Source organism: Solilutibacter silvestris (assembly GCF_002895945.1).
GTDB classification, from domain to species: Bacteria; Pseudomonadota; Gammaproteobacteria; order Xanthomonadales; family Xanthomonadaceae; genus Solilutibacter; species Solilutibacter silvestris.
In genome coordinates, this window is record NZ_NPZB01000002.1 from 1,009,247 (window position 1) to 1,034,444 (window position 25,198).

Below are 25,198 nucleotides of genomic sequence, written 5' to 3' on the forward strand. Positions count from 1 at the left end.
TGGCGCGATGCCGCGATATCCTGCAATGTAACCGCTTACAGACCGATCCGCCATGCCGAATTCCGCAACCGCGTCCGCCCGATTCCCCGATGGTTTCCTGTGGGGAGCGGCGACCGCCGCCCACCAGATCGAAGGTTCGCCGCTGGCGGATGGCGCCGGTCCCAGCATCTGGACCCGCTTTGCGCATACGCCCGGAATGATCGTGAACGGCGATACCGGCGACATCGCCTGCGATCATTACCACCGCTGGAAGCAGGACGTCGCCCTGATGCGCGAACTCGGCCTCAAGGCCTATCGCTTCAGCACATCGTGGTCGCGCATCCTGCCCGAAGGTACCGGGCGCGTGAACCAGGCCGGCCTCGATTTCTATTCGCGGCTGGTCGACGAGTTGCTCGAGAACGGCATCGAGCCGCTGCTCACGCTGTATCACTGGGATCTGCCGGCGGCGCTGGACGATCGTGGCGGTTGGCTGAATCGCGACATCGCGCAATGGTTCGCCGAATACGGCGACGTGCTCTATCGCGCGCTCGACGGACGCGTGAAGAAGTGGGTGACGTTGAACGAACCGTGGGTCGTCACCGATGGCGGCTATCTGCACGGCGCATTGGCGCCGGGACATCGCAGCAAGTACGAAACGCCGATCGCCACCCACAACCTGATGCGCGCGCACGGCGCTGCAGTGCAGGCGTATCGCGCCACCGGCAAGCACGAGATCGGCCTGGTCGTGAACATCGAACCCAAGTATCCGGCCAGCGATTCCGCGGATGACGCAGCGGCAGTGAAACGTGCGCATGCCTACATGAACGAGCAGTACCTCGATGCCGCCTTGCTCGGCCGTTACCCGCCCGAACTCAAGGACATTTTCGGCGACGCCTGGCCGCAATGGCCGCAGGAAGATTTCGACCTGATCCGCCAGAAGCTCGATTTCATCGGCATCAACTACTACACCCGCAGCGTCACCAAGGCGGCGCAGAGCTATCCGCTGGATGCTGCGGTGGTGAAGCAGCCGCTGGGCACCTACACCGAAACCGGTTGGGAAGTATTTCCGCAAGGCTTGGTCGATTTGCTGGTGTGGGCGAAGGATCGCTACGGCAACATTCCCACCTACATCACCGAAAACGGTGCGGCGTTCTTCGATCCGCCGGTCGCGGAAGGCGGACGCATCCGCGATCCGTTGCGCATCGACTACCTGCAGAAGCACCTCGGCGCGATCAGGCAAGCGATCGCCGCCGGTTGCGACATCCGCGGCTACATGGTGTGGTCGCTGCTCGACAACATGGAATGGTCGCTGGGCTATTCCAAGCGTTTCGGCATCGTCCACGTCAATTACGGCACGCAGGAACGCACGCCGAAAGACAGTGCGCACTATTACTCCAAGATCGTGGCAAGCAACGGCGCCTCGCTGGGCGAGCCGCTGCCCTACTGAGCGATCGCGATCTCGACGCGGCGGGCGTTGGCCGGAATCGCCAGTGTTCCATTGATCCATCGCGCCGGGCGCCCATCGATGCGCGTCATGCCCGGTTTGCGATCGGGATACGGCCACGGCAACAGGAATCCCTGTCTCGGTTTCGCATCGCCGGAGAAGCTCAGCTGCAGGCGTTTGTCGTTTTGTCGCAATGTGTAATCAAGTCGTCCCCATGGCGTGCGCATCCCGTGGATGCCGATGCCGCGGCCTGTCAGCCATGACGGTGGCAGTCCGGCCGCAAGCACCATGCGCCCACCGTCGTCGACATACGCGAACATGTCGAGCGCGGATCGCGCGAATTCCGATTCCACCCATGCATGCGGCAGATCACCGACGAAGAACGGCGTGCGTGGCGTCCGCGACACCACCTCGGCCCACTGGTTCCATTGCGGGGGTTGCTGTTGCGACAGGAACCATGTCATCGCATCGACTGCGCGCACACGCCAGCCCAGCCGCACGAATGTGCCGACCACGCGCAATTCGTAGGGCGTGTAGTCCTTCCACTCTAGTTGTCCGGAACGGCGCTGATCGAAACGCGTCCAATATTGCTCGAAGGTATTGCGCAGCAGATCCGGCGGCAGGCGCTCGCGCATGTCCGCGGGCGACAGCAATACCGAGGTCGAAGTGGCATCGAAGTCGCCGAGTTCGGCAGCGCCAGGAATGAAGTCGATCTTGTGCTGCGCGCTGGCAAGTCGGATCGATGCGAGGAACGCTCTCTCGAACTCGTCCGCATCACGGACATAGCGCGACTGCTCGGCCTTGTGGCCCAGCCAACCGGCGATGTCGGCGGCATCGCGATAACCGCGCAGCGCCCAGGCATCGTCGAAGTAGGAATGCATCGGCTTGGCCGAATAGCCTTCGTGGCTGATCGACGCCGGCATCAACCCGCGCAATGCCGGATTGGCGATGGCGTCGGGCTTGGCATCGTTCTCCTTGCGCAGTTGATCCATGTAAGCGACGGCATTGCGCACGCGCGGCCACATCGTTTCCAGCAAGGCGCGATCGCTGGTGTAGCGATAGTGCTGGGCGATGGCGTGGATCAGTTCGCCATGGCTGTCGTTCTCCGGCACCGGATCGCTGCCTCGTTCGTCGACGCAACATGGCACCTTGCCGTTATCGAACTGGTACGGCGCATACCAGCGCAGAAAATCGGAGACCGCATCGTCGTGCCCGAACGCCAGCAGCACGTCGCCGATCATCGCGCCGTCGCGAATCCACGAGCGTGCGTAGGATCGCGTTCCCGGCTGCAGGCGCGGGCCATCACGCGAAATCAGCATCCACGCCAGCGCGGTCTTGACGCTGTTGGCGAGATGGCGCCCCTCCGCTGGCACATCGACGCGCACGCGCCCGAGCATTGCGCGCCATTGCGCGGCGACGCGCGCCTGAGCCCGGGCGGCATCGCCGGGTGATAGCGTGACGGCATCGCCCTCCATCCGCGCCGACCAGTCGAATTCGCGGGTTTCCCCGGGCTTCAATGTCATCCGGTAGATCGCCGCGCCCGAGGCCAAACCATCGGCATCATTCGCCGCAGGTGCACCGGATGTCTCGCCGCGATCGAGTCGCGCCGCGATCTCGCCGCCATCGAAATGGCCAGCAAATGCAGCGTCCGGCGCTTGTGCCAGCTGCACCCGATCCTTGCCGTCGAGTTCGATCCGTTTGCCGTTGAACGCCAACGCATGGACCGGTGCGTGCCCGCCCGGCGTGCTGAGGAACTGCTTCGGCGGATTGACCTGCAACGGTCGCAACGCGAGTGCCAACGCGATCTTCATCGGTTTCGTCGTGGTGTTGCGCAGGCGGTAGCGCGTGATCAAGCGCGACGTGCCTGGCTTGCCATCGGCGAAACTGGTGATGTCGAGCGTCCAGCGCGGATGCATCCATTGCACGCTGGGGATCGGCAAGGCATCGTCCTGCAGCGATTGCCCTGTGCGCACGTCAGCCCAGGTGACCAGCTTGTCGTGATCGCGCGCGCCGTCTTCGATGACGAACGGTTCGATGCTGGACTGGCCGCGACCAAGTTCCACCGCACCGTCTTCGCCCATCAAGCCATGCTGATGGCCACCACTGATGCCGAGCAACGTCCAGTAAGGCTGTTCGCCGGAAAAACCGCGCGGCCACAGGCCACGACGCGCACTGCTCGCCACTGTTTCAAGGAAGGCGGTCGGGCTTGCCCCCATGGCCAAGGGTTGCAGCACGGCTTCCGCCAGTGCATAGCCCTTGTCGCTCGCACTGCGCAACACCCGCAGGCGCAGGTAACGGCTTTCCGATTCCGGCAGCCACAACAGATCGACATCGCCATCCCCGCCATGCACGTTGCGAGCCGTTTGCCAGTGCTTGCCATCATCGGAGAGATCGATGGCGTAATCGCTCGCGTGCAGTCCCGGCAGCCATTGCAACCGCAACCCGCCGAACTCACGCGCCGCGCCGAAATCCAGCGTCAACGCATGTTCACCGACAGGTGCGCGCCACGCCGTGGCCGCACTGCCATCCACCGCAGCGGAGGCACCGCCATCGGGCAAAGAGACATCGGCGGTGGCGTGGATCGGCCCCGGTGCGGCGACAGGTGGAAGTTCACGGAAACCGAGATCGGCGATGCAAGCTTGGCCCGCCCCACCCTTTGCCGCGCTCACCGTCAGCTCGAACGATGCGCTTTCCTTCAGCATAGGGTCGCTGGCCGGTCCCCACGCGAAGTCGATCTGGCGCTTGCGGATGCGCAGCGGCGTCCAAGCCGAAGGCAATTCCAGTGATGGCTTGCGCGACCACCAGACGTTGTCGCCCGAGGCATCGCCCAGTTTGAATTCGATGTGGTTGGCCGGCCCGGTGCCGCGCCATTGCAGGTCGAAGGCGTAGTTGTCCGGATAACGCAATGGCAATGCGCGTCGCGCAACGGCATAGCCGGAACGACCACGGAAGTCGTAGTCGAGGCACAGTGCCTTGCCTCCCGGGCCATCGACCTGCCTGATTTTCGCGCCGACGCCATCGGATGCCACCGCCGTCCAGCGCGAGATGTCGCTGAAATCATCGAGGATGCGGCGATCCTGCGCATGCACACCGGTTGCGGCGAGCATCGTCAATCCAACGAGCAACGATTTCCTCACCCTTTTACGCTTCCCACCAGCAGTCCCTGGATGTAATAGCGCTGCAGCATCAGGAACAACACCAGCACCGGCAGGATCGTCACCACCGAGCCGGCCATCATCAGTTCGTTGTCCTGCACGTGTTCGCGCGACAGTGATGCCAATGCAACCGGGAGCGTCTGCTGCGCCTGGTCGCCGAGCACGATCAGCGGCCACATGAAGTCGTTCCACGCGCCGAGGAAACCGAAGATCGCCAGCGTGACCAGTATCGGTTTCAGCACCGGCAATGCGATCTGCCAGAAGATCCGCCATTCGCCGGCGCCATCGATGCGCGCGGCTTCCAGCAGTTCGTCGGGGATCGAGCGCGCGTATTGCCGCACCAGGTAGATGCCGAAGATACCCGCGAGCCCCGGCACCATCGCGCCCAGATACGTGTTCACCAGCCCCATCTGCTTGAGCAGCAGGAACAGCGGCATCATCGCCACTTGCGCGGGAATCACCAATGCCGCGAGCAACGAACGGAACACTCGGTCGCGCCCGCGCGAACGCAGCTTGGCGAAGGCGTATCCCGCGAGCGTGTTCATCAACAACGACATCACCATCACTCCGCTGGCGATGGCGAGACTGTTGATGAAGTGCCGGCCCATGCCGGCGCGATCGAACAGTTGTCGATAGTTGTCGAGTGTCGGCGTCGATGGCAGCAAGGGCGCCGGGAAATGACTGGCTTCGCCCGGGTGCATGAACGAGACCGACAACATCCACAGCAGTGGTCCGAGGCTGAGCACGGCGATGACCGCCAGCAATGCATTCACCACGATGGTGGCGTAACGCTGATTCATCATGCCTCCGTCCCGCGTCGGCGCGCCAGCCACATCAGCCCGCCGGTGCACACGCTCATGATCACGAACAGCAGGAAGGCGATCGCCGAGGCGTTGCCGAGGTTCCACCACTTGAAGCCTTCCTCGTACATGAAGTACAGCACGCTCTCGGTGCTCTGCAGTGGGCCACCTTGCGTCATCACATAGGGTTCGGCGAACAGCTGGAAATAGCCGGCCATGGTCAGGATTCCGACCAACACCAGGATCGGCGCCAGCGTCGGCAGCGTGATATGGCGGAACTGCTTCCACGTCGAAGCGCCATCGATGCGCGCGGCTTCGTACAGGTCTTCCGGAATCGCCTGCAATCCGGCGAGGAAGATGATCATGTTGTAGCCGAAATTCTTCCACACCGCGAACAGGATGATGGTCGGCATCGACCAGCGCGGCGAACCAAGCCAGTCGACGGGATCGATGCCGACGGCCGCCAGTCCGGAATTGACCATGCCGTAGCGGGTATGGAACAAGTAGCGCCAGATCACCGCCACTGCGACGATGGTGGTCACCACCGGCGCAAAAAATGCAGTGCGGAAAAACGGTTTGAAGCGCGCCGTCCGTGCATGCAGCAATAATGCAGCACTCAGCGACGCCGCCACCGACGCCGGTACGCCGACCAGCACGAAGTAGAAGGTGTTGGCCAGCGATTTCCAGAACAACGGCGTGTGCAGCAACGTCCAGTAATTGTGCAGCCCGACCACGCGCAAGTTGTGGCGATCGGCCAGCGCGTAGATGTCGAAGTCGGTGAAACTCAGCGCCAGTCCGGCCAGCACCGGCAGCAGGAAGAACAGGCCGATCACGATCAGTGCCGGTGCGACGAACATCCATCCGGCGATGCGGATGTTCATGGCGTCGCCTGCCCGCGTTGGTGATCGAGCATCCAGCGGCGCTTGGCTAGGATCGCATCGGCGCGGCGATCGAGATCGGCGGCCGCGGCATCGACATCCACCCTGCCCTGCGCCACCTGTTCACCGACGATGCGCATCTCCTGCGCGATGCGTTCCCATTCCGGCACCTTGGGCGGCGGCACCGCGCGCTCCATCTGCTCGCGGAACACCGCCATCATCGGATCGTTCGCCAGCGACGGCACGGCCCATGCCGAACGTCGCGATGGCAGGTCGCCAGTGAGTCCATGCAGGCGCATCAGTTGCGCGGGTTGCGACAACCATTGCACCAGTGCCCACGCCTCGTCTTGTCGTTGTGAAGAACGGAAGACCACGAAACTGGTGCCGCCGGCGATGGAGCGACCGGGACAATGATCCGGACAATCGGGACCGGGCAATGGCATCGTGCCCCAGGCACCATCCAGCGAGCGCGGCAGGCGTTTGCGGAATTCCGAAATGTTCCACGGCCCGCTGATGTAGTACGCGAACAGGCCATTGCCGAATTCGTCCCAGACATTGGAGATGCGCGTGTTGTCGAGTCGCGGCGCGAATCCGGCATCGAACATCTTCTTGTAGAACGCCAACGTGCGATGGAAACCTGCGCTGCGAAAATTGCCGAAGCGTCCGCCATCGCGCAGCAAAGGCTCTTGTTGCTGGATGGCGAGATTGAGCAGCGGCTCGAATTCGTTGGTCGGCAGCAGGATGCTGTAGCGATCGCTGCCCTGCCGTGCCTTCATCGCCGTCATCGCGGCGAACCAGGTGTTCCAATCGCGCGGTAGCGTGGTGACGCCTGCCTGCTTCAGCAGATCACGTCGATAGAACGGCAGGCGCGTCTCGACATACCACGGGATCGCCCAGGTGCGGCCGTCGATGCGCCCGGCATCCCATGGACCGGCGAAAAAATCACCACTGTCGATGCCCGACCCTGCGATACGCACGTCCAGCGGCGCCAGTGCACCCAATGCCTCGAATTCCGGAATCCAAGTCGTGCCCAAGGGCACAACGTCCGGCAACGCATTGCCGGCGAACGCCGTCAGCAGCTTTTCATGCGCGGCTGTCCACGGCACCTGCTGCAAATCGACGCGAATGTCCGGATGCAGTCGCTCGAATTCCGGCAGCAATTTCGCCACCGCCTCGCCTTCCTGCCCCATCGCCCAGAAGCGCACGACCTTGCGCGAATCGTGCTGCCCGCCGCACGCAGCCATCGTCACCAGCAGCAGTGCGACCACGCCGCGACGCAAGGCATGCTTCATCCGCGCGCACCACGCAACCAACCGCCGCTGAAACCGGCGCGCTTCAGGCCCTGGACGATATGCGGATTGCGCCGCATCACCTTCCACACCAGTTCGCTGCGATGGTTTTCGATCATCAGCACGATCGGCCCCTGGTCGAGGCCGAGGTAGTCCTTGTCGACCCATACGCCATCGACGATGTGTCCATGCTGCAGCTTCACCGTGGTGTCGGTCAGCGTGGGATTGAAGGCGTCGAAGAATCCGTAGCGCCCATAGATCGCCTTGCCATAGCGCGCGTGCATGGTTTCGATTGCACGCGTCGCGAGCTCCGGCGCGAACGCGATCGACGCCGCCGCCGCGGTCGGCGCGATGGTGCCGTCATCCAGGATGTATTCGCGGCCGACGCCACGCGCGGTATAGGTGTGGAACTGGCGTTTCACTCCATCGATCGTCAATGCGACGTCGGCCGGTCCGTCGGATGGCGTCAGGCCCCAGATATCGGCGCCGTAGCCGCGCCAGCCCATCGGATTGGCGATGGCATAGGCACGATGTGCCAGTGCCGCGCGACGACTGTTCTCGAAATAATCGATGCCGGAGCCGCGCGCCCAATCGTCGCGGATGCCGCGGAAATCGATCCAGACATGGCTGAACTGATGGCCGAACAGCGGCGGAAAACTCAGATAGGTTTGCCCGTGGAATTCGCCCCAGCTGACGTTATAGGTTTTGGTCCAGGCATCGTAGGCACCGCGCTGGACCGGATGCGTCGGCGAGGCCAACGCCAGCACGTAGACCAGCAAGGCTTCGTTGTAGCCTTCCCAATCACTCTTGATGAAGCCGCTTTCCGGCTTCCAGCCCATCCCGATCAGCGGCTTGCGCACCTGCATCCATGTCCAGTCGACGCGGCGATAGATGCGTTCGGCCAGCCGCCGGATTTCGCCTTCACTGGTGGTATTGCGATCAAAATAACTCTGCGCGAACAGCACGCCGGCGAGCAGCCAGGCCGTATCGACAGACGACAGCTCGCAGGTCGCGGTGCGCGTCCCCTCCGGCATGTCGAGGAAGTGGTAGTAGAAGCCGTGGTTTCCGGCAACGCCGTGGGCATCATCGCCCTGTTTCGCGCGGTCGAAGAAACGCAAGGTCAGCAAGGTGCGGCGCGCGGCTTCTTGTCGTGTCATCCAGCCGCGTTTGACGCCGACGCCGTAACTTGTCAAGCCGAACCCGACTGCCGCGATGCTGGAAAACGAAGGACTGGGCCAGCGATCGGGAATCAATCCATTGGATGGATCGGCACGCTCGGCGAAGAAATCGAAGGTGCGATGCTGCAGATCATCGACCAGCGCGGGCACCGCGTGGGTGTCAACCGGAGCTCGATGCAAAGACGTCGACGACTTCGCGGACGTTCCACAGGTAAACGCCACGAGCAGGCAAGCCAAGGCCAGCTTTCCCTTGATCGTGGCCACCATGCGCGCTCTCAACCCATCTTGATGCAGAGTTGAATCGAATGTAAGCGTTTACATATCGAAATGCAAAGCGCCTTGCTGCAACTTTCGATGGCGCATTGCAGCAATTCTCAACGGTATGTTTTCGGGCGATGCAATCACGTCAATGCCTGGCGGTTGGCCGCCCGGCCCTCGCCCGCACGACGCATCCGCGCTTTGGCGCATGTCGCAATACGAGGCCGCGCGCGTTGCGTGTAAACGTTTACATCCCTAGTATCCAGGCAGTTGTTGCTCGCGAAAATCGGGAACGCAGAAATGAAACTCATGCGATGGTTGCTGCCGCTCACAGTGCTGTTGCCTGTCGCGTTTGCGCATGCCGGCAGCGACGGGCTTCCGCCTCGTGCGCAATGGAAGGCGACGACATCGTCCACCGAGGAACCGGGAATGCCGGCGGCGTTCGCCATCGACGGCGATCCGAAGACGCGCTGGGGCGGCGCATTCTCGCCGGGCAACTGGTTCCAGGTCGATCTCGGTCGCAGCGCGGCGATCGGTGGCGTGGAAATCCAGTGGGAATGGGGCGGAGCCCGCGCATATTCGATCCAGGTTTCGGATGATGCACAGCATTGGCGCACTGCGTTCGAGACCAGCGACAACAAGGGTGGCATCGAGTACGAAGTTTTTCCTGCGGTGCGCGCGCGTTACGTGCGCCTCGCCGCACCCGCGCGCACGGCGGATTGGGGCGTGTCGATTTTCGAGTTCCGGCCGCTCGCGCAAAGCGAAGCGCCCAGGCTGTCGCTGCACGATGGCGATGCGCTGTGGTCCTCCTCCTCCGATACGTCGCCGCGGGCATTGCCGAAACGCGATGATGGTGCACAGGAACTGACGATCGATCTGCCGCGCCCATTGCCGCTTGCCGGACTCGAAGTGTCTTGGGGCGAGGCGCCGGAATCGGTCCGGCTGGAAGGACGCGACGAGGAAGGCAAGTGGACCACGCTGGCGGATGATCCCGATGCGCTCGGTGAAAGCGCATTTCTCGCCACGGCCGCGCCGCGCACTTTCACCGCGTTGAGATTGAGTGCGACCGCGGCCGGGAAACCCGCCAGTGCGAAACGCCTGCGGCTACTCGGCCCGAAGCAGGCGATGACGCCGATGAAGCGTTACCAGCTCGCTGCCGCCAAACGCAATGCGGCGCTGTTTCCGTCCTCGTTGCACGAGCAGCAGGTGTACTGGACCGTGGTCGGCATTCCGGCCGGCCGGCAGAAAGCGGTGTTCGACGAATACGGCAACATCGAAGCGTGGAAAGGCGCCCCGCTGGTGCAGCCGATATGGCGCGATGCTTCGGGCAAGGCGGTCGCGGCGACGTCCGCGACACCGATCGAACATCGCTTGCGCGACGGCTGGATGCCGCTGCCGGGTCTCGACTGGTCGCCGCAGGATGGATTGCAGCTCACCAGCGAAGCGATCGCGATCGAGCGCAACGGCGCGCCAGTCGTGCTGGTGCGGCATCGCTTGAGCAATACCGGCAAGGTCGCGGTTGGCGGTACGTTCTCGCTGCTGACGCGCCCGATGCAGATGAGTCCGCCATGGCAGAACGGCGGTTTGGCGCCGATCCACGACATCACGCTCGAAGGCGACGCCGTGCGCGTCAATGGCCGCGTGCTGTATCGCAGTGTGCTGCCCGATGCGAAAGGCGCATCGGCATTCGGCGCCCATGGCGAAGATGAAATCACCCGCTTCGCCGCGGATGGAATCACACCGCCGCAGGCACAGGCGCACGACGACGAAGGGCTCGCCGCGGCGATGCAGAGCTGGCGCGTCGATCTCGCACCGAATACGCATCGCGACTTCGTCCTCGCCTTCGCGCTCGGCGATCGTCGTATCGATACGGAAAAGCTACCGCTACCCGCCGCGCCCGCGTTGCCGGAATCGTTCGACGGCGCGGCATTCGATCGTCTCGCGGACGAAACCGCAAAGCAATGGCAGCAGCGCCTGGGAAGCATCGGACTGTCCCTGCCCGATCGCTCGCTGGTCGACATGCTGCGCGCGCAGGCCGCGTACATGCTGTTGAACCAGAGCGGCATGGCAATGCAGGCCGGGCCGCGCAACTACAACCGTGCGTTCATCCGCGACGGCGCAGCCACGGCGGCGATCCTGCTGCGCATGGGCATGGCAAAGACGGCACGCGACTACGCCGATTGGTACGGCGCGCACGCAGTGCACGAAGACGGACTCGTCTCGCCGATCCTCAACGACGACGGCACGGTCAACACCGGCTTCGGTTCCGACATCGAATACGACAGCCAGGGCGAGTTCGTCTGGCTCATCGCCGAAATCGCCCGCCTCGACGGCGGCGCGGCCAGCGTGCGCGCCCATCAACGGCAGGTCACGCAGGCGCTGCGCTTTTTGCAGAAGCTGCGCGAACGCACGCTGGTCGGAGGCTATCAGAAGGACAAGCCGGCACCGGAACGTTTCCGCGGCATCATCGCGCCGTCGATCAGTCACGAAGGCTACTCGACACCAACGCACAGTTACTGGGACGACTACTGGGCGCTGAAAGGCTGGCACGACGGCGCGTGGCTGTTGCAACAGTGGGGCGATCGCGACGGCGCGAAATGGGCGCGCGGGCAATACACCGCGTTGCGCGAATCGGTCGCGGCATCGATCCGCGCGACGATGCGGTGGAAAGGCGCGGACACGATCCCCGCCGATGCCGACACCGGCGGCAGCGACCCGACCAGCGTTTCCATCGGCCTTGATCCTGCTGGCCAGCAGGATGTGATGCCCGCCGATGCGCTGCACCGCACGTTCGCGCGCTATCTCGACGATGTGCGCAAACGTGACGCGCCCGATGCGCTGTACGCATACACGCCATACGAACTGCGCAACGTGTTGACCTATGTCCACCTCGATCAACCGCAGGCGGCGAACGAATTGCTGATGCGTTTCCTTGGCCATCGTCGGCCGCTGGCGTGGCAGGTATTGGCCGAGGTCGTCTATTCCGACTTGCGCCACGCGATCTATCTCGGCGACATGCCGCACACCTGGATCGGTTCCGAATATGCGCGTGCGCTGTTCGGCATGCTGATGCACGAAGGCGACCACGAACTCGAACTGCTGCCCGGCGCGCCGCCGGCGTGGCTCGCAGGCGATGGCTTGCGCATCGACAGGTTGCCGACCGCGCATGGCGCATTGACGATGGCGGCGCGCGAGCGCGACGGCGAGTTGCATGTCGAACTCGGGCGAGGACTCGTCGCCGGCACGACGTTGCGAGTGCACTGGCCGAATCGACGCAAGCCTTCGAGCGTGACGGTGGATGGCAAGCCAGCCGCGGATTTCGACGCGGACGGTATCCGCATCGGCAAACCGTTCGCAACATTGGTCGCGCGCTGGTGAGCCGCCTTATGTCATCGCGGGGGCCTTGCAAAGGCGATCGATGAACGCCTGGTGCGGGGGCATGGCCTGCGCACAGGCCGAAATCACCTTGCCGACGTGTTCGACGAACTTGAACACTTCTTCTTCCGGCATCTGATCAACGATTGGGTGGCAGACCTCGGGCACGATTCGTTGCCCCAGCAGCACCTGCACCCAGCTCTGCATGGCGAAGAACTCCTCGCCATCGCGATAGAAACGGCCGGAGCGCCGGAACAGATCGATGTTCTCCTGCAGGCTGTCGGGAACGGACATGGTGCGGCAATGGTTCCAGAACGGCGTGTCATCGCGTTCGGTCGCCTTGTAATGCAGGACGATGAAATCGCGGATGCGGTCGTAGTCGAAATCGACGGCGCGGTTGTAGCGCTCGACCAGCCCCGGATCGAAGCCCACATCCGGGAACATGTCGATCAGGCGCACGATGCTCATCTGGATCAAATGAATGCTGGTCGATTCGAGCGGTTCCATGAAACCGCTGGCCAGGCCGACCGCAACGACATTCTTGTCCCAGAATTTCCTGCGCTTGCCGGTGATGAAGCGCAGCGGCCTCGGCTCGGCCAGCGCCTCGCCATCCAGATTGGCCAGCAGGGCCGCAGCGGCTTCGTCATCGCTGACGAAACGGCTGCTGTAAACGTAGCCATTGCCGACGCGATGCTGCAGGGGAATCCGCCACTGCCAGCCGGCAGGCCGCGCCGTGCAGCGTGTATATGGTGTCGGTGCTTCGGTCGTGGCGCAAGGCACGGCCAGCGCACGGTCGCAAGGCAGCCAGTGGCTCCAATCTTCATAGCCGGCCTTCAGGGTCTGCTCGATCAGCAAACCGCGAAATCCCGAGCAATCGATGAACAGATCGCCGGCGATGCGCTCGCCGCTTTCCAGCACCACCGCGTCGATGAATCCATCGTCCGGCCGCTGCGACACCTGCACGATCTTGCCTTCGTGCCTGACCACGCCCAGCTTTTCGGCATAGCCCCGCAGATACTTCGCATAGGATGCCGCATCGAAGTGGTAGGCATAGGCGATGTTGGCCAGCGGCGACGTTGCCGGCACATCGCTGGCCGGCGGCATGAAACGCCCTTGTTCGGCTGCTTCCGATTGCAGGCCATAGTGGCAATAGTCTTGCGCACGCCCTGCCCCGCGGGCGCGCAGCCAATAGTGATGGAACGGCACCGGACCGAGGTCCTGCCCCACCGAACCGAAGCCGTGATAGTAGGTATCGCCGATGCGCGCCCAGTCGCGGAACTGGATGCCGAGCTTGAACGTGCCCTGGGTGGCCTTGACGAAATCCGCTTCGTCCAGTCCCAGCACTTGCGCGTTGAAGGTGCGGATGTGCGGAACGGTGGCCTCGCCCACGCCGACGATGCCGATCTCGTCGGATTCGACCACGCGGATCTTGCGATTCTTGCCGAGATGCCTGGCCAACGCGGCGGCGGCCATCCAGCCGGCCGCACCCCCGCCCACCACGACGATGTCCCCGATCGCGTTTTCGTCCATCACCTGCTCCGAAAGACAAGACCCGCTTGCGCGGGCCCTGTCGACTTGCTGCACCTTGCGGCGCGTCAGAAGAACACCCGCATGCTCATGAACAATGTGCGTGGCGGGGTGTACTGGGAACCATATTTCTTGACCTGGATGTTGGTCGCCTGGCCGTTGACCCAGGTCCAGGTGTAGTCGTTTCGGTTGCCCCAATTGAACGCATTGATCAAATCGCCACGGAACTGCACGGTCAGCCCCTTGTAGATCTTGATGTCCTTGGACAAGGACAAATCAAGTTCCTTCACGCCGTACGCGCCCGGCACATCGAATGCCAGCGGCGTCGGAATGTTGCCCGACCCGGACCATCCGTCGGCCACTTCATTGCGTGGCGGCGGCGTGGACAGCGTCAGCTTGCCCGAAGAGGTGATCCCCCACGGCAAGTCATAGATGCCCGTTACGACGAGGCGATGCACGGGCACCGCTTTCAAAGGGATGAACGGGTAATTGCCGATGGTGGCGGCATCGAACGAGTAATGCTCGTCACCGCCGCGATTGCCGCTCGCGTGCGAGAAGGTATAGGCCACCGAAGCGCCCCAGCCCGAAGACTTGGTGTAGGGCTTGTCCGCCGACAACAGCAACTGCGCGGTCCGGGTTTCGATGCCGTTGTCGCCCAGGATCAGGCCACCGAAACCCGGCGGATTGTGTTCCCACGGCTGGGCGGTGCCGCCCCACGAAGGCGTGCCCCAGAAGGCGCCATTCGGGTAGCGGTTGCCCAGGGTGAAGACGAAGCCATTCTTGCTGATGATTTTCGACAACGTCGCCGACGTATTCCACTCGCCCAGCTTGGCGCGCAAGCCCAGCGAATACTGATCCGAATACGGCGTCTTCATGTTGTTGTTCAACAAGTCGATTTCGCCATTGCGTACGCCGGGCGTGACCAGACCCGCCATCCCGGCGCTGCCGCCGCTGAGGTAACCCGGATTCCAGTTTGCACAAGTATTCGGGGCTGGCGTGCAGCCGGTCGACTCGGCGAACTTGACGGTGTAGCTGGACAGCGCCGACTTGACCTGTTCCAGTCCCATGTAGTCGTACAGGTTGCGGTCGTAGCTGCGACCCGCACCGCCGAACAGCACCAGGCTTTCGTCGCCACTGATGTCGTACGAGAAGCCCAGGCGCGGCGCCCAGTTGTTCTTGGGCGACTTGCGGTTATGGCCGTTGCCGATGTAGTTGTCGATGTTGATGCCGCCCTTCGCCAGCGTTTGCCGGTAGGTCTGGCCAGCAGGCGCACCCGATGTGGTGTCGGGTCCATTCAACGCCGCCAGGACTTCCGACGGGGTGACGAAATTGGTGTACGAGGGAATCTTTTCGTAATCCCAGCGCACGCCCAGATTGAATTGCAGCCTGTCGGTGACGTCCCAGTCGTCCTGGATGTAGAAGCCGTACTGCTTGTCCTTGGTCGTCACCGACGGCGTGCCGCCGACGAACGGCAGGTTGAACTTGACCTCGTACGGAATGGCGCTGGTGCCGGTCGGACCGGGAGCACTGCCATCGTTGACCATGTAATAGAACGACGGGTTGACCGTGGAATTTTCGCTCTGGGTCAGGTCGACCTGCTTGTACTTGAAGCCGACCTTGATGACATGGCTGCCATGCCAGTCGATGCGATTGAAGGTCAGGTCGTCCTGGAACGCCGGACCCTTTTGCCCCTTGCGCTGGATCGCAAGGCCACTGGTCGCGTCATCGAACATCAGGACGTCGCTTTCGCTCTGCTGCTTGGTGTAGACCGACTGGTTGCCGAAGTTGTACGCGGTCGGGTTGAACAGCACGTCTTCGTACGTCACCCTTGCCTCGTTCAGAAACGACTCACCGTAATGCTCCCAGCGCAGGTCGTAGCGGTTTTCGCGATTCGCGTTGTTCTTGGCGGCGCGCGCCGTGGTTTGGGCACCGACGCTGTCACGGCTGTCTTCCTTGCGAACCTTGGCGGAAAACTCCAGCTTGTCGTTGTCACCGATCTCCCAGTCGATCTTGCCGAAATACAGGTCTTCCTTGAACGGTCGCGTTACCGGGCCGAACTGCTGCTGCACTCGCTGCGGCAGATATGGCGCATAGCTGGCGAATTGGGAGGGCACGGTCACCGGATCGGCTGGCGTCACGAAGTTCTTGCCCTCGTAACTCACGAAGAAGTGCATCTTGTCCTTGATGATCGGGCCACCCAAGGCGAAGCCATATTCGTTCTGGCGCGTCTTGAGCTTGTCCTTGCCCGGCTCCTGTTCCGCTGCCGTGCGATCGCGCCAGCTCGTGTTGGTATGGCGACCGAACACTTCGCCATGGAACTGGTTGCCGCCGGACTTGGTCTGGGCGATGATCGCCGCCGAACCGACCTGGTCGAATTCAGCCTTGTAGTTCGAAGTGACGACCTTGTATTCGCCGATGGCAAGCTGCGGGAACGGGTTGCCGGCGCTCTGTTGCTGCCCCGACACACCACCGAACAGATAGCTCTTCTGGCCGACACCGTCGATGTAGACGTTGACCGCCGAGGTTTGCTGGGCGCCGCCGCGGATATCCGAATGGCCGGAGCCATCGGTGGTGAACTGCATGCCCGGCACGGTGTCCGCAAATTCGAGGAAATTGCGCGTCAGCTGCGGCACCGTATTGATCTGCTTCAGCGAAATGTTCTTGCCGACTTCGGAAGTCTTCTTTTCGACCAGCGCCCCGGTCACCGTCACCTTGCCCAGTTCGCCTGTCGTCGCTGCGGCCGCGCCGCCGGCAAGATTGAGGTTGACCGAAGTCGCCACCGCCAGGGTCACGGTTTGTGCGGCGCCGCCTGCCGCCTCCACCCGATAGGTGCCGGGCTCCAGACCGACCAGCGCGTAACTGCCATCAGCATTGGCACTGACCTTGCGGGTCGCCCCCGAGGCCGTGTTGGTCGCGGTGATTTGCGCCCCGGGCGGCGCCTTGCCGCGCAAGGTCGCATTCGACGACTGCGCGAACGCCGGCGTCGACATCGCGGCAATGCAGCTGCACAACGCGACGGCAAGCAGGCTGCGTTGCAGGCGGGAATGGGAGGATCGGTGTTCGTTCTTCATGAGTTGCACCTCATGTTGCGGGTTGTTGGAGGGCGCTGTGGATCGGGGGAGATGCGTTGTGCCGCGTGTCGCGCGTCGACTCGCGCACGATCAATTTCGGCGTGACCAGTTCTGCGTGGGCACCATCGGCGGCGAGCAGGCGACGCACCGCGCGCGCACCAAGCTCGACGATGTCTGTGCCTGCGGTGGTCAGGCGCGGCCAGGTGCAGGCAGCCAACGGGATGTCATCGAATCCCGCCAGCGCGATGTCGTCGGGAACGTGCACGCCCTTGCGGGCGAGCGCGAACAGGCAACCCAGCGCCATCTGGTCATTGGCGGCGAACACCGCGTCCGGACGTTCGGCCAAGCCGGCAAGGAATTCGCCCGCTTCATGTCCGCGCGTCACGGTGAAATCACCCGGCAGGACCCATGGCGTCAGCGATGGCGACAGTTCGCGCAATGCATCGACATAGGCACGCAGGCGTTCGCGCGCCTCGAAGTTGTCTTCCGGACCGGCGATGAAGGCGATTCGGCGATAGCCGCATTCCAGCAGATGCTCGACGATGGCGCGGGCGCCGGCATGGTTGTCCACGTTGACCGTGGGCAGTTCCGCGCAGGCCGGCAAATGGCTGTTGATCAGCACCGTCGGGATGCCCGGAAACAGGTTCTCCAGCAGTTGCGCACCGCTGTCCACCTGCGGCGACATGATCAGCAATCCATCGACACGACCACGCATCGCCTGCAGGACCTGTCGCTGCAGGTCTGGATCGGTATGGCTGCACGACACCAGCAATTGGTGACCCTGCAGCCGCGCTTCGCGTTCGATGCCGTGGATCAGTTCCGAGAAGAACTCGCCTTCGAAATCCGGCAGCACCACGCCGACCGTATGCGTGCGCCGACTGCTGAGGCTGCGCGCGGCATGGTGCGGCTGGTAACGCAGTTCCGCGGCTGCCGCCAACACCTTGGCTCGCGCTTCCTCGGTCACGCTGTCCTGGCCGTTGAGCGCACGCGACACGGTCGCCACCGACACCTTGGCGAGCACTGCTATGTCCTTGATGGTGACCGCCATGTCGTGCCGACCAACCCGTCCGATCCGCTGAGTCGAGTCGAATGTAAACGTTTACAAACGAAGGTGTAAAGGTTTCGTCACAACTTTCGATTGCGCGTCGCAGCAATTCGTATCGGTATGTTGTGCTTGTCGCAGCGCAGCATCAATGCTGCGCGATGACCTCGAACGAACCTGACAGCGTGGCCTCTGAGCTGCCGCCGACAAACACACTGAAGCGTCCAGGCTCCACGACTTTGCGCATCCCGGCATCATGGAATGCGTAGTCTTCGCGCCCGAGTTCAAACGTGATCGCCCCGCTCTCTCCTACAGCCAGGTGAATGCGTCGGAACCCGCGCAGTTGTCGCACCGGTCGCGTCACGCTGGCCACTTCATCGCGCAGATACAGCTGCACCACTTCATCGCCAGCCCGCGTGCCGGTATTGGTCACCGTGACCGTCACTTTCTGGCGGCCATTCGCGGTGATGCGTGGCGACGCGATCCGCAGCTTGTCGTAACCAAAGGTGGTGTAGCTCAGGCCGTAGCCGAAAGAAAACAGCGGCGTCCACGGCGCGTCGATGTACTTCGATGTGTATTTCTCTTCCGCGCGCGGTGGACGTCCCGTCATCTTGTGCGCGTAATAGATCGGCACCTGGCCGACGTTGCGCGGGAAGGTGATGGCGAGACGTGCCGCCGGATTGACGTCACCGAACAGGATGTCGCTGATGGCGTTGCCGCCCTCGATACCGGGGAACCATGCTTCGACCAGCGCCGATGTTTCCTCTGCCAGTTTCCCGACTGAAAGCGGCCGCCCATTCAACAGCACCGCGACCACCGGCTTGCCCGTCGCGACCAGCGCATCGGCCAGTGCCTGCTGGTTGCCGGGGAGATCAAGCGACGTGCGGCTCGCCGCTTCCGCGCTCATCTCCGGACTCTCACCCACGAACAACAACACGACATCGGAATCCCGCGCAGCTTTCACTGCTGCCGCGAAACCCGAGCGGTCGTCGCCGATCAATTCGCTGCCACGCGCGTACACCACGCGTTTCTCTCCCAGGGTATTCCTCAGCGCGGCCAGCGGCGTCACTGCATCTTCGGGTTTCCCTGCACCCGGCCAGTTGCCGACCATCGCCCATGGTTGATCGGCCAACGGCCCGATCACTGCGACCTCGCCGATGTCCTTGCGCAACGGCAACACGTCGCGCGCATTCTTCAGCAAGACGATGGAACGACCGGCTGCGACACGCGCGACCTGGCGATGTTCGGGCGTGAGGATGGACGCACGCTCGCGTGCTGGATCGGCACCGCGATACGGATCATCGAACAGTCCGAGCCTGCATTTGGCGACCAGTACGCGCTGCACCGAGGCGTCGACGACGGCGAGCGGCAATCGTCCGGATGCCACCCGTTGTGGCAGCTCCTTGCTGTAGATCTCACTGATCATGTCGACATCCACGCCGGCACGCAGCGCGCGTTCGCCGGCATCGCCGCGATTGCCGGCGACGCCATGGTTCATCAGCTCCATCACCCCGGTGTAATCGCTGACGACCACGCCATTCCATCCCCATTGCTTGCGCAACAGGCCATTGATCAGCGCGCCATTGGCGTGCATCGGCGTGCCGTCGAGTTCATTGAACGCGGCCATGATCGATCCCACGCCGGCGTCGACGGCTGCCTTGAACGGCGGCAAGTAGACGTCTTGCAGCGTCTGCGGCGACATCGAGGCGATGTTGTAATCGCGGCCGCCTTCCGCGGCGCCGTAGCCGACGAAATGCTTGGCGGTGGCGAGCACGCTGTCGTGCGCCGAAAGATCGCGGCCCTGGAAACCGCGCACGCGCGCCGCCGCCATCATTGAACCCAGATAGGGATCCTCGCCCGATCCTTCGACGACACGACCCCATCGTGGATCGCGCGCGATGTCGACCATCGGTGCATAGGTCCAGTGGATGCCGCTGGCACTTGCTTCCACTGCCGCGATACGCGCGCTGCGTTCGGCTAGTTCCGGATCGAAACTGCCCGCCTCCGCCAACGGCACCGGGAAGATGGTGCGATAGCCGTGGATCACGTCATCGGCGAACAGCAGCGGGATCTTCAATCGCGAACGCGTCACCGCGATTTCCTGCAAACGACGCGTATCGGCGACGCCACGCACGCCGAGGAATGAGCCAACGCCACCGGCAGCGATCACTTCATCGCCGCCGGCTTGTCCTTGCGATCCAGCTGCACCGGTCGCGATCGCCTGCCGGGCAAGCTGGTTGAGCTGCCCGAGTTTCTCGGCCGCCGTCATCCGTGCCATCAGGTTGCGGATGCGTGGGGAAGCGGCGCTGCAATCGGCGGCACTGGCGTATGCGGGATGCAACAGCGCCGTCAAGGCGGTGATCAACGAAAGACGCCGGATGGAACTGTGCATGTCGGATTCACCACGCAGTCGAAAGCGAAAAATGCAGCTATATCACGCGCACTTTATCGCAGCAACGAAGCGCTCACTCCTGCGGCGTCTTCGCCTCGATCTGCAACGCGTGGATGTCGGTCTGCATCAACGTCCCGAGCGCGTCGTACACCGCGCGATGCCGTGCCAGCAATCCCTGCCCAGCAAATACGCCCGATACAACCCGCACCTTGAAGTGGCCGCGGCCATCACGGGCGCCGGCGTGGCCGGCATGACGTGCGCTGTCGTCGATGACGTCCAATGCTTCGGGCTGCAGTGCCGTTTCCAGCGCCGATCTGATGGCATCGACTCGCGCGTCCTTGTTCATGGCAGCACCTTGCGGAACGGCCGCACCTCCACCCGCGTGTAGACACCAGCGCTGCGATAAGGATCGGCCTCGGCCCAGGCACGGGCGTCCTCCAGCGACGGGAACTCCGCGATCACCGCGCTGCCGCTGAATCCCGCCGGGCCCGGATCCTCGGCATCGATGGCCGGACACGGCCCGGCGAGCAGCAATCGTCCTTCATCCAGCAATGCCTGCAGGCGCGCCAGATGCGCCGGACGCTGGGCCAGCCGCTGTGCCAGCACGTCGGCGCCGTCATAGCCTTCGATCAGATACCACATGCGTTGTTCCTCGAACCGGATGATGCCGACAGTCTACGCAGCCGCCCGACCATCGCGGCCGTGTATGCTGATGTGAGCGCAATCACACAACGCCCGGCATGAAGTGGGACACTTTCACCATTCTCGAACAGATGCTGATCCTGCTGACCATCTGCGGGCAGCTGTGGATTTCCGCCAAGGTCATCCTTGCCGCGCATGGCAATGAACGCTACGTGCGCAGCATGGCCTTCGCCACCGGGTTGCTGCTGTTCCTGCTGTGCCGGCCGCTGGGCGTCACTTTCGCCGACCTGATGCTCAAGGCCCACGCTCAGGACAACACCTTCAACCTGGTCCTGATCGGTGGCGCGATGCCCTTCCTGATCGGCGTGCTGGTCTCGGAAGGCACGGTGCTGGCCCTGCACATGCGCAAGCCGGTGTTCGTGCGCTTCATGCTGATCGTCGCCGCTTTCACCCTGTCGCAGGCGGCCTATACCAATTACACGGCGGTGACCACGCATGTCACCACGCTCGACAAGGCCTACATCCCCAACCTCTGCTATGCGGTCGCGGTCGGTCTGTGGATGACCTTCCGCTACCACGACCGCCGCGGCGAGGCGCTGGCCTGAATCGCCCGTTGCAAACCGCCCGACTGGACAAGCCGCCCGTGGCCGCTTACGCTTGGTCCCCATACGCGACCAGCGTGCCCCGCCGTTCCCCCACACGGCACCCCGGGCCCGCTCCCGCCCTCCGCTCCGATTCGCGCGACCCGACCGCCCCCGCGGCTGTGGCGACGTGCAACCCGTTGAACCAGAGCCTGACACCGCCGGCCCCGCGCCGAATGCATGACTGAATCCGAACAGCCGATCGCCGTCGAGGCGCCAGCAACTCCCGAACACCCCGGTGCCCCGCGGCAGCAGGAAATGCCGCTGGCGACCGTGCTCGGCCAGCCGCTGCTGCAAATCCCGCAGGATCTCTACATCCCGCCGGATGCGCTCGAGGTCATCCTCGACGCGTTCGAGGGTCCGCTCGACCTGCTGCTGTACCTGATCCGCCGCCAGAACCTCGACATCCTCGACATTCCGGTCGCCGAGATCACCCGCCAGTACGTCGACTACATCCAGGCCATGCACGAAATGCGTTTCGAGCTGGCCGCCGAATACCTGGTGATGGCCGCAATCCTGGCCGAGATCAAATCGCGCCTGCTGCTGCCGCGCCCGCCCAACGAGGAAGGACTGGAAGACGATCCGCGCGCCGACCTGGTGCGCCGTCTGCAGGAATACGAACGCTACAAGCAGGCCGCCGAGGATCTCGACACCCTGCCCCGGCAGGATCGCGACACCACCGTCGCTTCGGCGCATGTGCCCGACCGCGCCGCGGTGCGGGAGCCGCCGCCGGTGGAACTGAAGGAGATGCTGCTCGCCCTGCACGATGTGCTGAAGCGCGCTGATCTCTACACCCACCACGCGATCAAGCGCGATGCCTTGAGCGTGCGCCAACGCATGGCCGAACTGCTCGACCGCCTGCACGATGGCGCCTTCCACCGCTTCGAGTCGCTGTTCACGGCGGAAGAAGGACGTCTCGGCATCGTCGTCACCTTCCTCGGCATGCTCACGCTGGCCAAGGAACAGCTGATCGAAATCGTGCAGGAAGCCGCGCTGCAGCCGATCTACATCAAGTCGCTTGCCAGCGCCGACGCACCTGCGGAAGTGCCGGACAGCGAATTCGATTCACCCGTCGCCGACACCGCGACCGACAACACCTGAGCCCGATGGACCAGACCCTGATCAACCGCATCGTCGAAGCCGCCCTGCTGGCAGCGCCGCAACCGCTCACCGTGGTACAGCTCCATGGGCTGTTCCCGCTCGACGAGCCCGCACCCGACGGCAGCGTGCAGGCCGCGCTGGAAACCCTGCAGGCGGAATGCCAACCCCGTGGCGTGGAACTGGTGGAAGTCGCCAGTGGCTGGCGCTACCAGGTCAAGGCCGACGTCCACGCCTGGGTGGCGCGGCTGTGGGCGGAACGCCAGACCAAGTACACTCGCGCCACGCTGGAAACGCTGGCGCTGATCGCCTATCGCCAGCCGATCACCCGCGGCGAGATCGAACAGATCCGCGGCGTCGCGACCAACAGCAACATCATCAAGGCACTGGAAGAACGCGAGTGGATCCGCGTGGTCGGCCATCGCGACGTTCCCGGACGACCGGAACTGCTCGGCACGACGAAGGGCTTCCTCGATTATTTCGGACTGAAGCGCCTCGACGAACTGCCGCCGCTGTCGGAACTCAAGGATTTCGGCGAGCTGGATCCGCAATTGCAATTCGATCCCGCATCGGCGCCCGTTTCGGTTAATGCATCGATGAATGATGAAGCCGCATCCGGCGACATCGACCACGATGAAGCTGAAGCTTCATCTTCCCCTGAAACACACGACGTCGAACACGACGAAACACCCGCCCTCGCCGAAGACGGCGACAGCACTGGAGCTAAACATGAGTGACCAACCGATCAAACGCACCCTGTCCCTGAAACAACGCGAGGCTGCCGCAGCCGCCGCGCCCAGGCTGGAAGAACGCCTGCAGAAAGTGCTGGCGCAGGCCGGATTGGGATCGCGCCGCGCGCTGGAACAACGCATCGCCGCGGGCGCAGTGAAGGTCAATGGCGAAGCCGCCACGGTTGGCATGAGCGTGGGCGGCGGCGACAAGATCGAACTCGACGGCAAGACCTTCGTCGCCAGCGCACTGACCGAACCGGCACGCGTGCTGATCTACAACAAACCGGAAGGCGAAGTCACCACGCGCGAGGACCCCGAAGGTCGCCCGACCATCTTCGATGCACTGCCGACGCTGAAGGGCGCGCGCTGGATCGCCATCGGTCGCCTCGACATCAACACCACCGGCCTGTTGCTGCTCACCACCGATGGCGAGCTGGCCAACGCGATGATGCATCCCTCATTCGAAGTCGAACGCGAATACGTTTGCCGCGTGCGTCCGCCTGAAGGCGAGGAACAGGTCAGCGACAAGCTCCTCCTCACATTGCGTCGTGGCGTCGAGCTGGAAGACGGCCCGGCCAAGTTCGACGATATCGAACGCATCGGTGGTTCCGATTCGCACGATTGGTTCAAGGTGCTGCTGAAGGAAGGCCGCAACCGCGAAGTGCGTCGCCTGTGGGAATCACAGGGTTGCCAGGTGTCGCGCCTGAAACGCATCCGCTATGGCACGGTGACGTTGCCGCAGCAGCTGCTGCGCGGCCAGTCGCAGGAATTGCCGGATGCGCAGGTGGAAGCGCTGCGCAAGAAGCTTGGTCTGGAAGATGGCCCGCCGTCGGCGCTCACGCTGCAGCCGGTGATCGGCCAGCGCAAGGCGAGCAAATCGGCCCATCATTTCAATGAACGCCGCAGCGAAGGCTATGTCAGCGGCCACAACGCCGCCGATGAAGGCCGCGAACTGCGTCGCTTCGACAACGTCCGCGAGGATCGTCGTGGTCGTGGCGGCCCGCGCAAACCCGGCGCGCTCACGGTGACCGGCGATGCCGCCGCCAATCAGGCCAACAAGCGCTTCAAGATCAAGGGCGCGGATCGCCAACCCGGCCAGCGCATGCGCCCCGGTGAAGTGCGCGGTGGCGACAATCCGGCAGCGATGAAGACCTGGTACGTGCCGGAAGGCGTCGATACCGGCCCGACCGGTCATCGCAATGTCGATGGCAATCGCGCGCCGAAGAAATACGGCCAGAATCGCGAATTCGGTCAGAACCGTGGTCCCGGAGGCCCCGCACGCGGACCTGGTGGTCCGGGTCGTGGTCCCGGCGGTCCTGGTGGCCCCGGTCGTGGACCCGGTGGTCCGGGTCGCGGGCCGAATCGTGGCGATGGCGGCGGCAATCCCTACGGCGCATCCCGCGGCGAAGCCAAACCGCATCATCCCTACGGACATCCCGGCAACGCGCCGAGTTTTCCCTCCGATCATGCCAATCCGGGCAGCTTCAATCCCTACGGCGAACGGCCGCGCAGCGCGCATCCGGGTGGCCCGCGTCCCGGCGGCAATCGTCCCGGTGGACCTGGTGGACCGCGCCCGCAAGGCAATCGTGGCCCGCGCCCCGGTGGCGGTGGACGTCCGGGCGGCGGCGGTCATCGCGGCCCGCGTGGCGGCTGAGTTCGACAAACACGAAACACCGCGGCTTGCAGCTGCGGTGTTTT

At 63.7% G+C, this 25,198-nt stretch carries 16 protein-coding genes and 1 pseudogene; 6 read left to right on the forward strand and 11 right to left on the reverse strand.

What is annotated here, in order from left to right:
• Positions 1–52 precede the first annotated feature (52 nt).
• Positions 53–1,426 (forward strand): GH1 family beta-glucosidase, encoded by a 1,374-nt coding sequence (locus Lysil_RS12235; RefSeq protein WP_103075822.1) that lies wholly within the window; start codon positions 53–55, stop codon positions 1,424–1,426.
• Here the strand turns inward: Lysil_RS12235 and Lysil_RS12240 are convergent.
• The 5 genes from Lysil_RS12240 to Lysil_RS12260 are packed head-to-tail and all read right to left on the reverse strand — an operon-like array spanning position 1,420 to position 8,873.
• On the reverse strand, positions 1,420–4,530 hold the full coding sequence (locus Lysil_RS12240) for a discoidin domain-containing protein (RefSeq protein ID WP_103075823.1): 3,111 nt from the start codon (positions 4,528–4,530) through the stop codon (positions 1,420–1,422). The two genes, Lysil_RS12235 and Lysil_RS12240, sit on opposite strands and share 7 nt — an antisense overlap.
• A gap of 26 nt (positions 4,531–4,556) precedes the next feature.
• Positions 4,557–5,378 (reverse strand): carbohydrate ABC transporter permease, encoded by an 822-nt coding sequence (locus Lysil_RS12245; RefSeq protein WP_103075824.1) that lies wholly within the window; start codon positions 5,376–5,378, stop codon positions 4,557–4,559.
• Positions 5,378–6,259: a carbohydrate ABC transporter permease gene (locus tag Lysil_RS12250; RefSeq protein ID WP_103075825.1), complete on the reverse strand. Its 882-nt coding sequence runs from the start codon at positions 6,257–6,259 to the stop codon at positions 5,378–5,380. Before Lysil_RS12250 ends, Lysil_RS12245 begins: the two co-directional genes overlap by 1 nt.
• A complete protein-coding gene (locus Lysil_RS12255) occupies positions 6,256–7,548 on the reverse strand; it encodes a sugar ABC transporter substrate-binding protein (protein WP_103075826.1) in 1,293 nt (430 codons plus the stop codon). Before Lysil_RS12255 ends, Lysil_RS12250 begins: the two co-directional genes overlap by 4 nt.
• Complete coding sequence (locus Lysil_RS12260) at positions 7,545–8,873, reverse strand: glucoamylase family protein (RefSeq protein ID WP_240600559.1); 1,329 nt, start codon at positions 8,871–8,873, stop codon at positions 7,545–7,547. Before Lysil_RS12260 ends, Lysil_RS12255 begins: the two co-directional genes overlap by 4 nt.
• A 408-nt stretch (positions 8,874–9,281) precedes the next feature.
• Between Lysil_RS12260 and Lysil_RS12265 the strand changes: the two genes are divergently transcribed.
• Complete coding sequence (locus tag Lysil_RS12265; protein WP_240600561.1) at positions 9,282–12,359, forward strand: discoidin domain-containing protein; 3,078 nt, start codon at positions 9,282–9,284, stop codon at positions 12,357–12,359.
• Positions 12,360–12,365: 6 nt separating this feature from the next.
• On the opposite strand, the gene Lysil_RS12270 is transcribed toward Lysil_RS12265, so the two are convergent.
• The 6 genes from Lysil_RS12270 to Lysil_RS12295 all read right to left on the reverse strand — a co-directional run bounded on the left by Lysil_RS12270 (position 12,366) and on the right by Lysil_RS12295 (position 21,030).
• A complete protein-coding gene (locus Lysil_RS12270) occupies positions 12,366–13,886 on the reverse strand; it encodes a tryptophan halogenase family protein (RefSeq protein ID WP_103075828.1) in 1,521 nt (506 codons plus the stop codon).
• Positions 13,887–13,951: 65 nt separating this feature from the next.
• A complete protein-coding gene (locus Lysil_RS12275; protein WP_103076056.1) occupies positions 13,952–16,954 on the reverse strand; it encodes a TonB-dependent receptor in 3,003 nt (1,000 codons plus the stop codon).
• 10 nt (positions 16,955–16,964) lie between these two features.
• A complete protein-coding gene (locus tag Lysil_RS12280; RefSeq protein ID WP_103075829.1) occupies positions 16,965–18,002 on the reverse strand; it encodes a LacI family DNA-binding transcriptional regulator in 1,038 nt (345 codons plus the stop codon).
• A gap of 142 nt (positions 18,003–18,144) precedes the next feature.
• Positions 18,145–20,388, reverse strand: coding sequence for a glycoside hydrolase family 3 N-terminal domain-containing protein (locus tag Lysil_RS12285; protein WP_103075830.1), 2,244 nt, complete (start codon positions 20,386–20,388; stop codon positions 18,145–18,147).
• A 73-nt stretch (positions 20,389–20,461) separates the two neighbouring features.
• Entirely contained in the window at positions 20,462–20,734 is a 273-nt protein-coding gene (locus tag Lysil_RS12290; RefSeq protein WP_103075831.1) for a BolA family protein, read from the reverse strand.
• Positions 20,731–21,030 (reverse strand): YciI family protein, encoded by a 300-nt coding sequence (locus tag Lysil_RS12295; protein WP_103075832.1) that lies wholly within the window; start codon positions 21,028–21,030, stop codon positions 20,731–20,733. Before Lysil_RS12295 ends, Lysil_RS12290 begins: the two co-directional genes overlap by 4 nt.
• 98 nt (positions 21,031–21,128) lie before the next feature.
• Between Lysil_RS12295 and Lysil_RS12300 the strand changes: the two genes are divergently transcribed.
• The 4 genes and pseudogenes from Lysil_RS12300 to rluB all read left to right on the forward strand — a co-directional run bounded on the left by Lysil_RS12300 (position 21,129) and on the right by rluB (position 25,154).
• Positions 21,129–21,635, forward strand: coding sequence for a hypothetical protein (locus Lysil_RS12300; RefSeq protein WP_103075833.1), 507 nt, complete (start codon positions 21,129–21,131; stop codon positions 21,633–21,635).
• A 216-nt stretch (positions 21,636–21,851) separates the two neighbouring features.
• A complete protein-coding gene (locus Lysil_RS12305) occupies positions 21,852–22,772 on the forward strand; it encodes a segregation and condensation protein A (RefSeq protein ID WP_103075834.1) in 921 nt (306 codons plus the stop codon).
• Positions 22,773–22,777: 5 nt separating this feature from the next.
• Positions 22,778–23,348, forward strand: a pseudogene (gene scpB, locus Lysil_RS12310) (SMC-Scp complex subunit ScpB); the annotation flags it as partial.
• Positions 23,349–23,498: 150 nt separating this feature from the next.
• Entirely contained in the window at positions 23,499–25,154 is a 1,656-nt protein-coding gene (gene rluB / locus Lysil_RS12315) for a 23S rRNA pseudouridine(2605) synthase RluB (protein WP_103075836.1), read from the forward strand.
• The last annotated feature ends 44 nt before the right edge of the window (positions 25,155–25,198 follow it).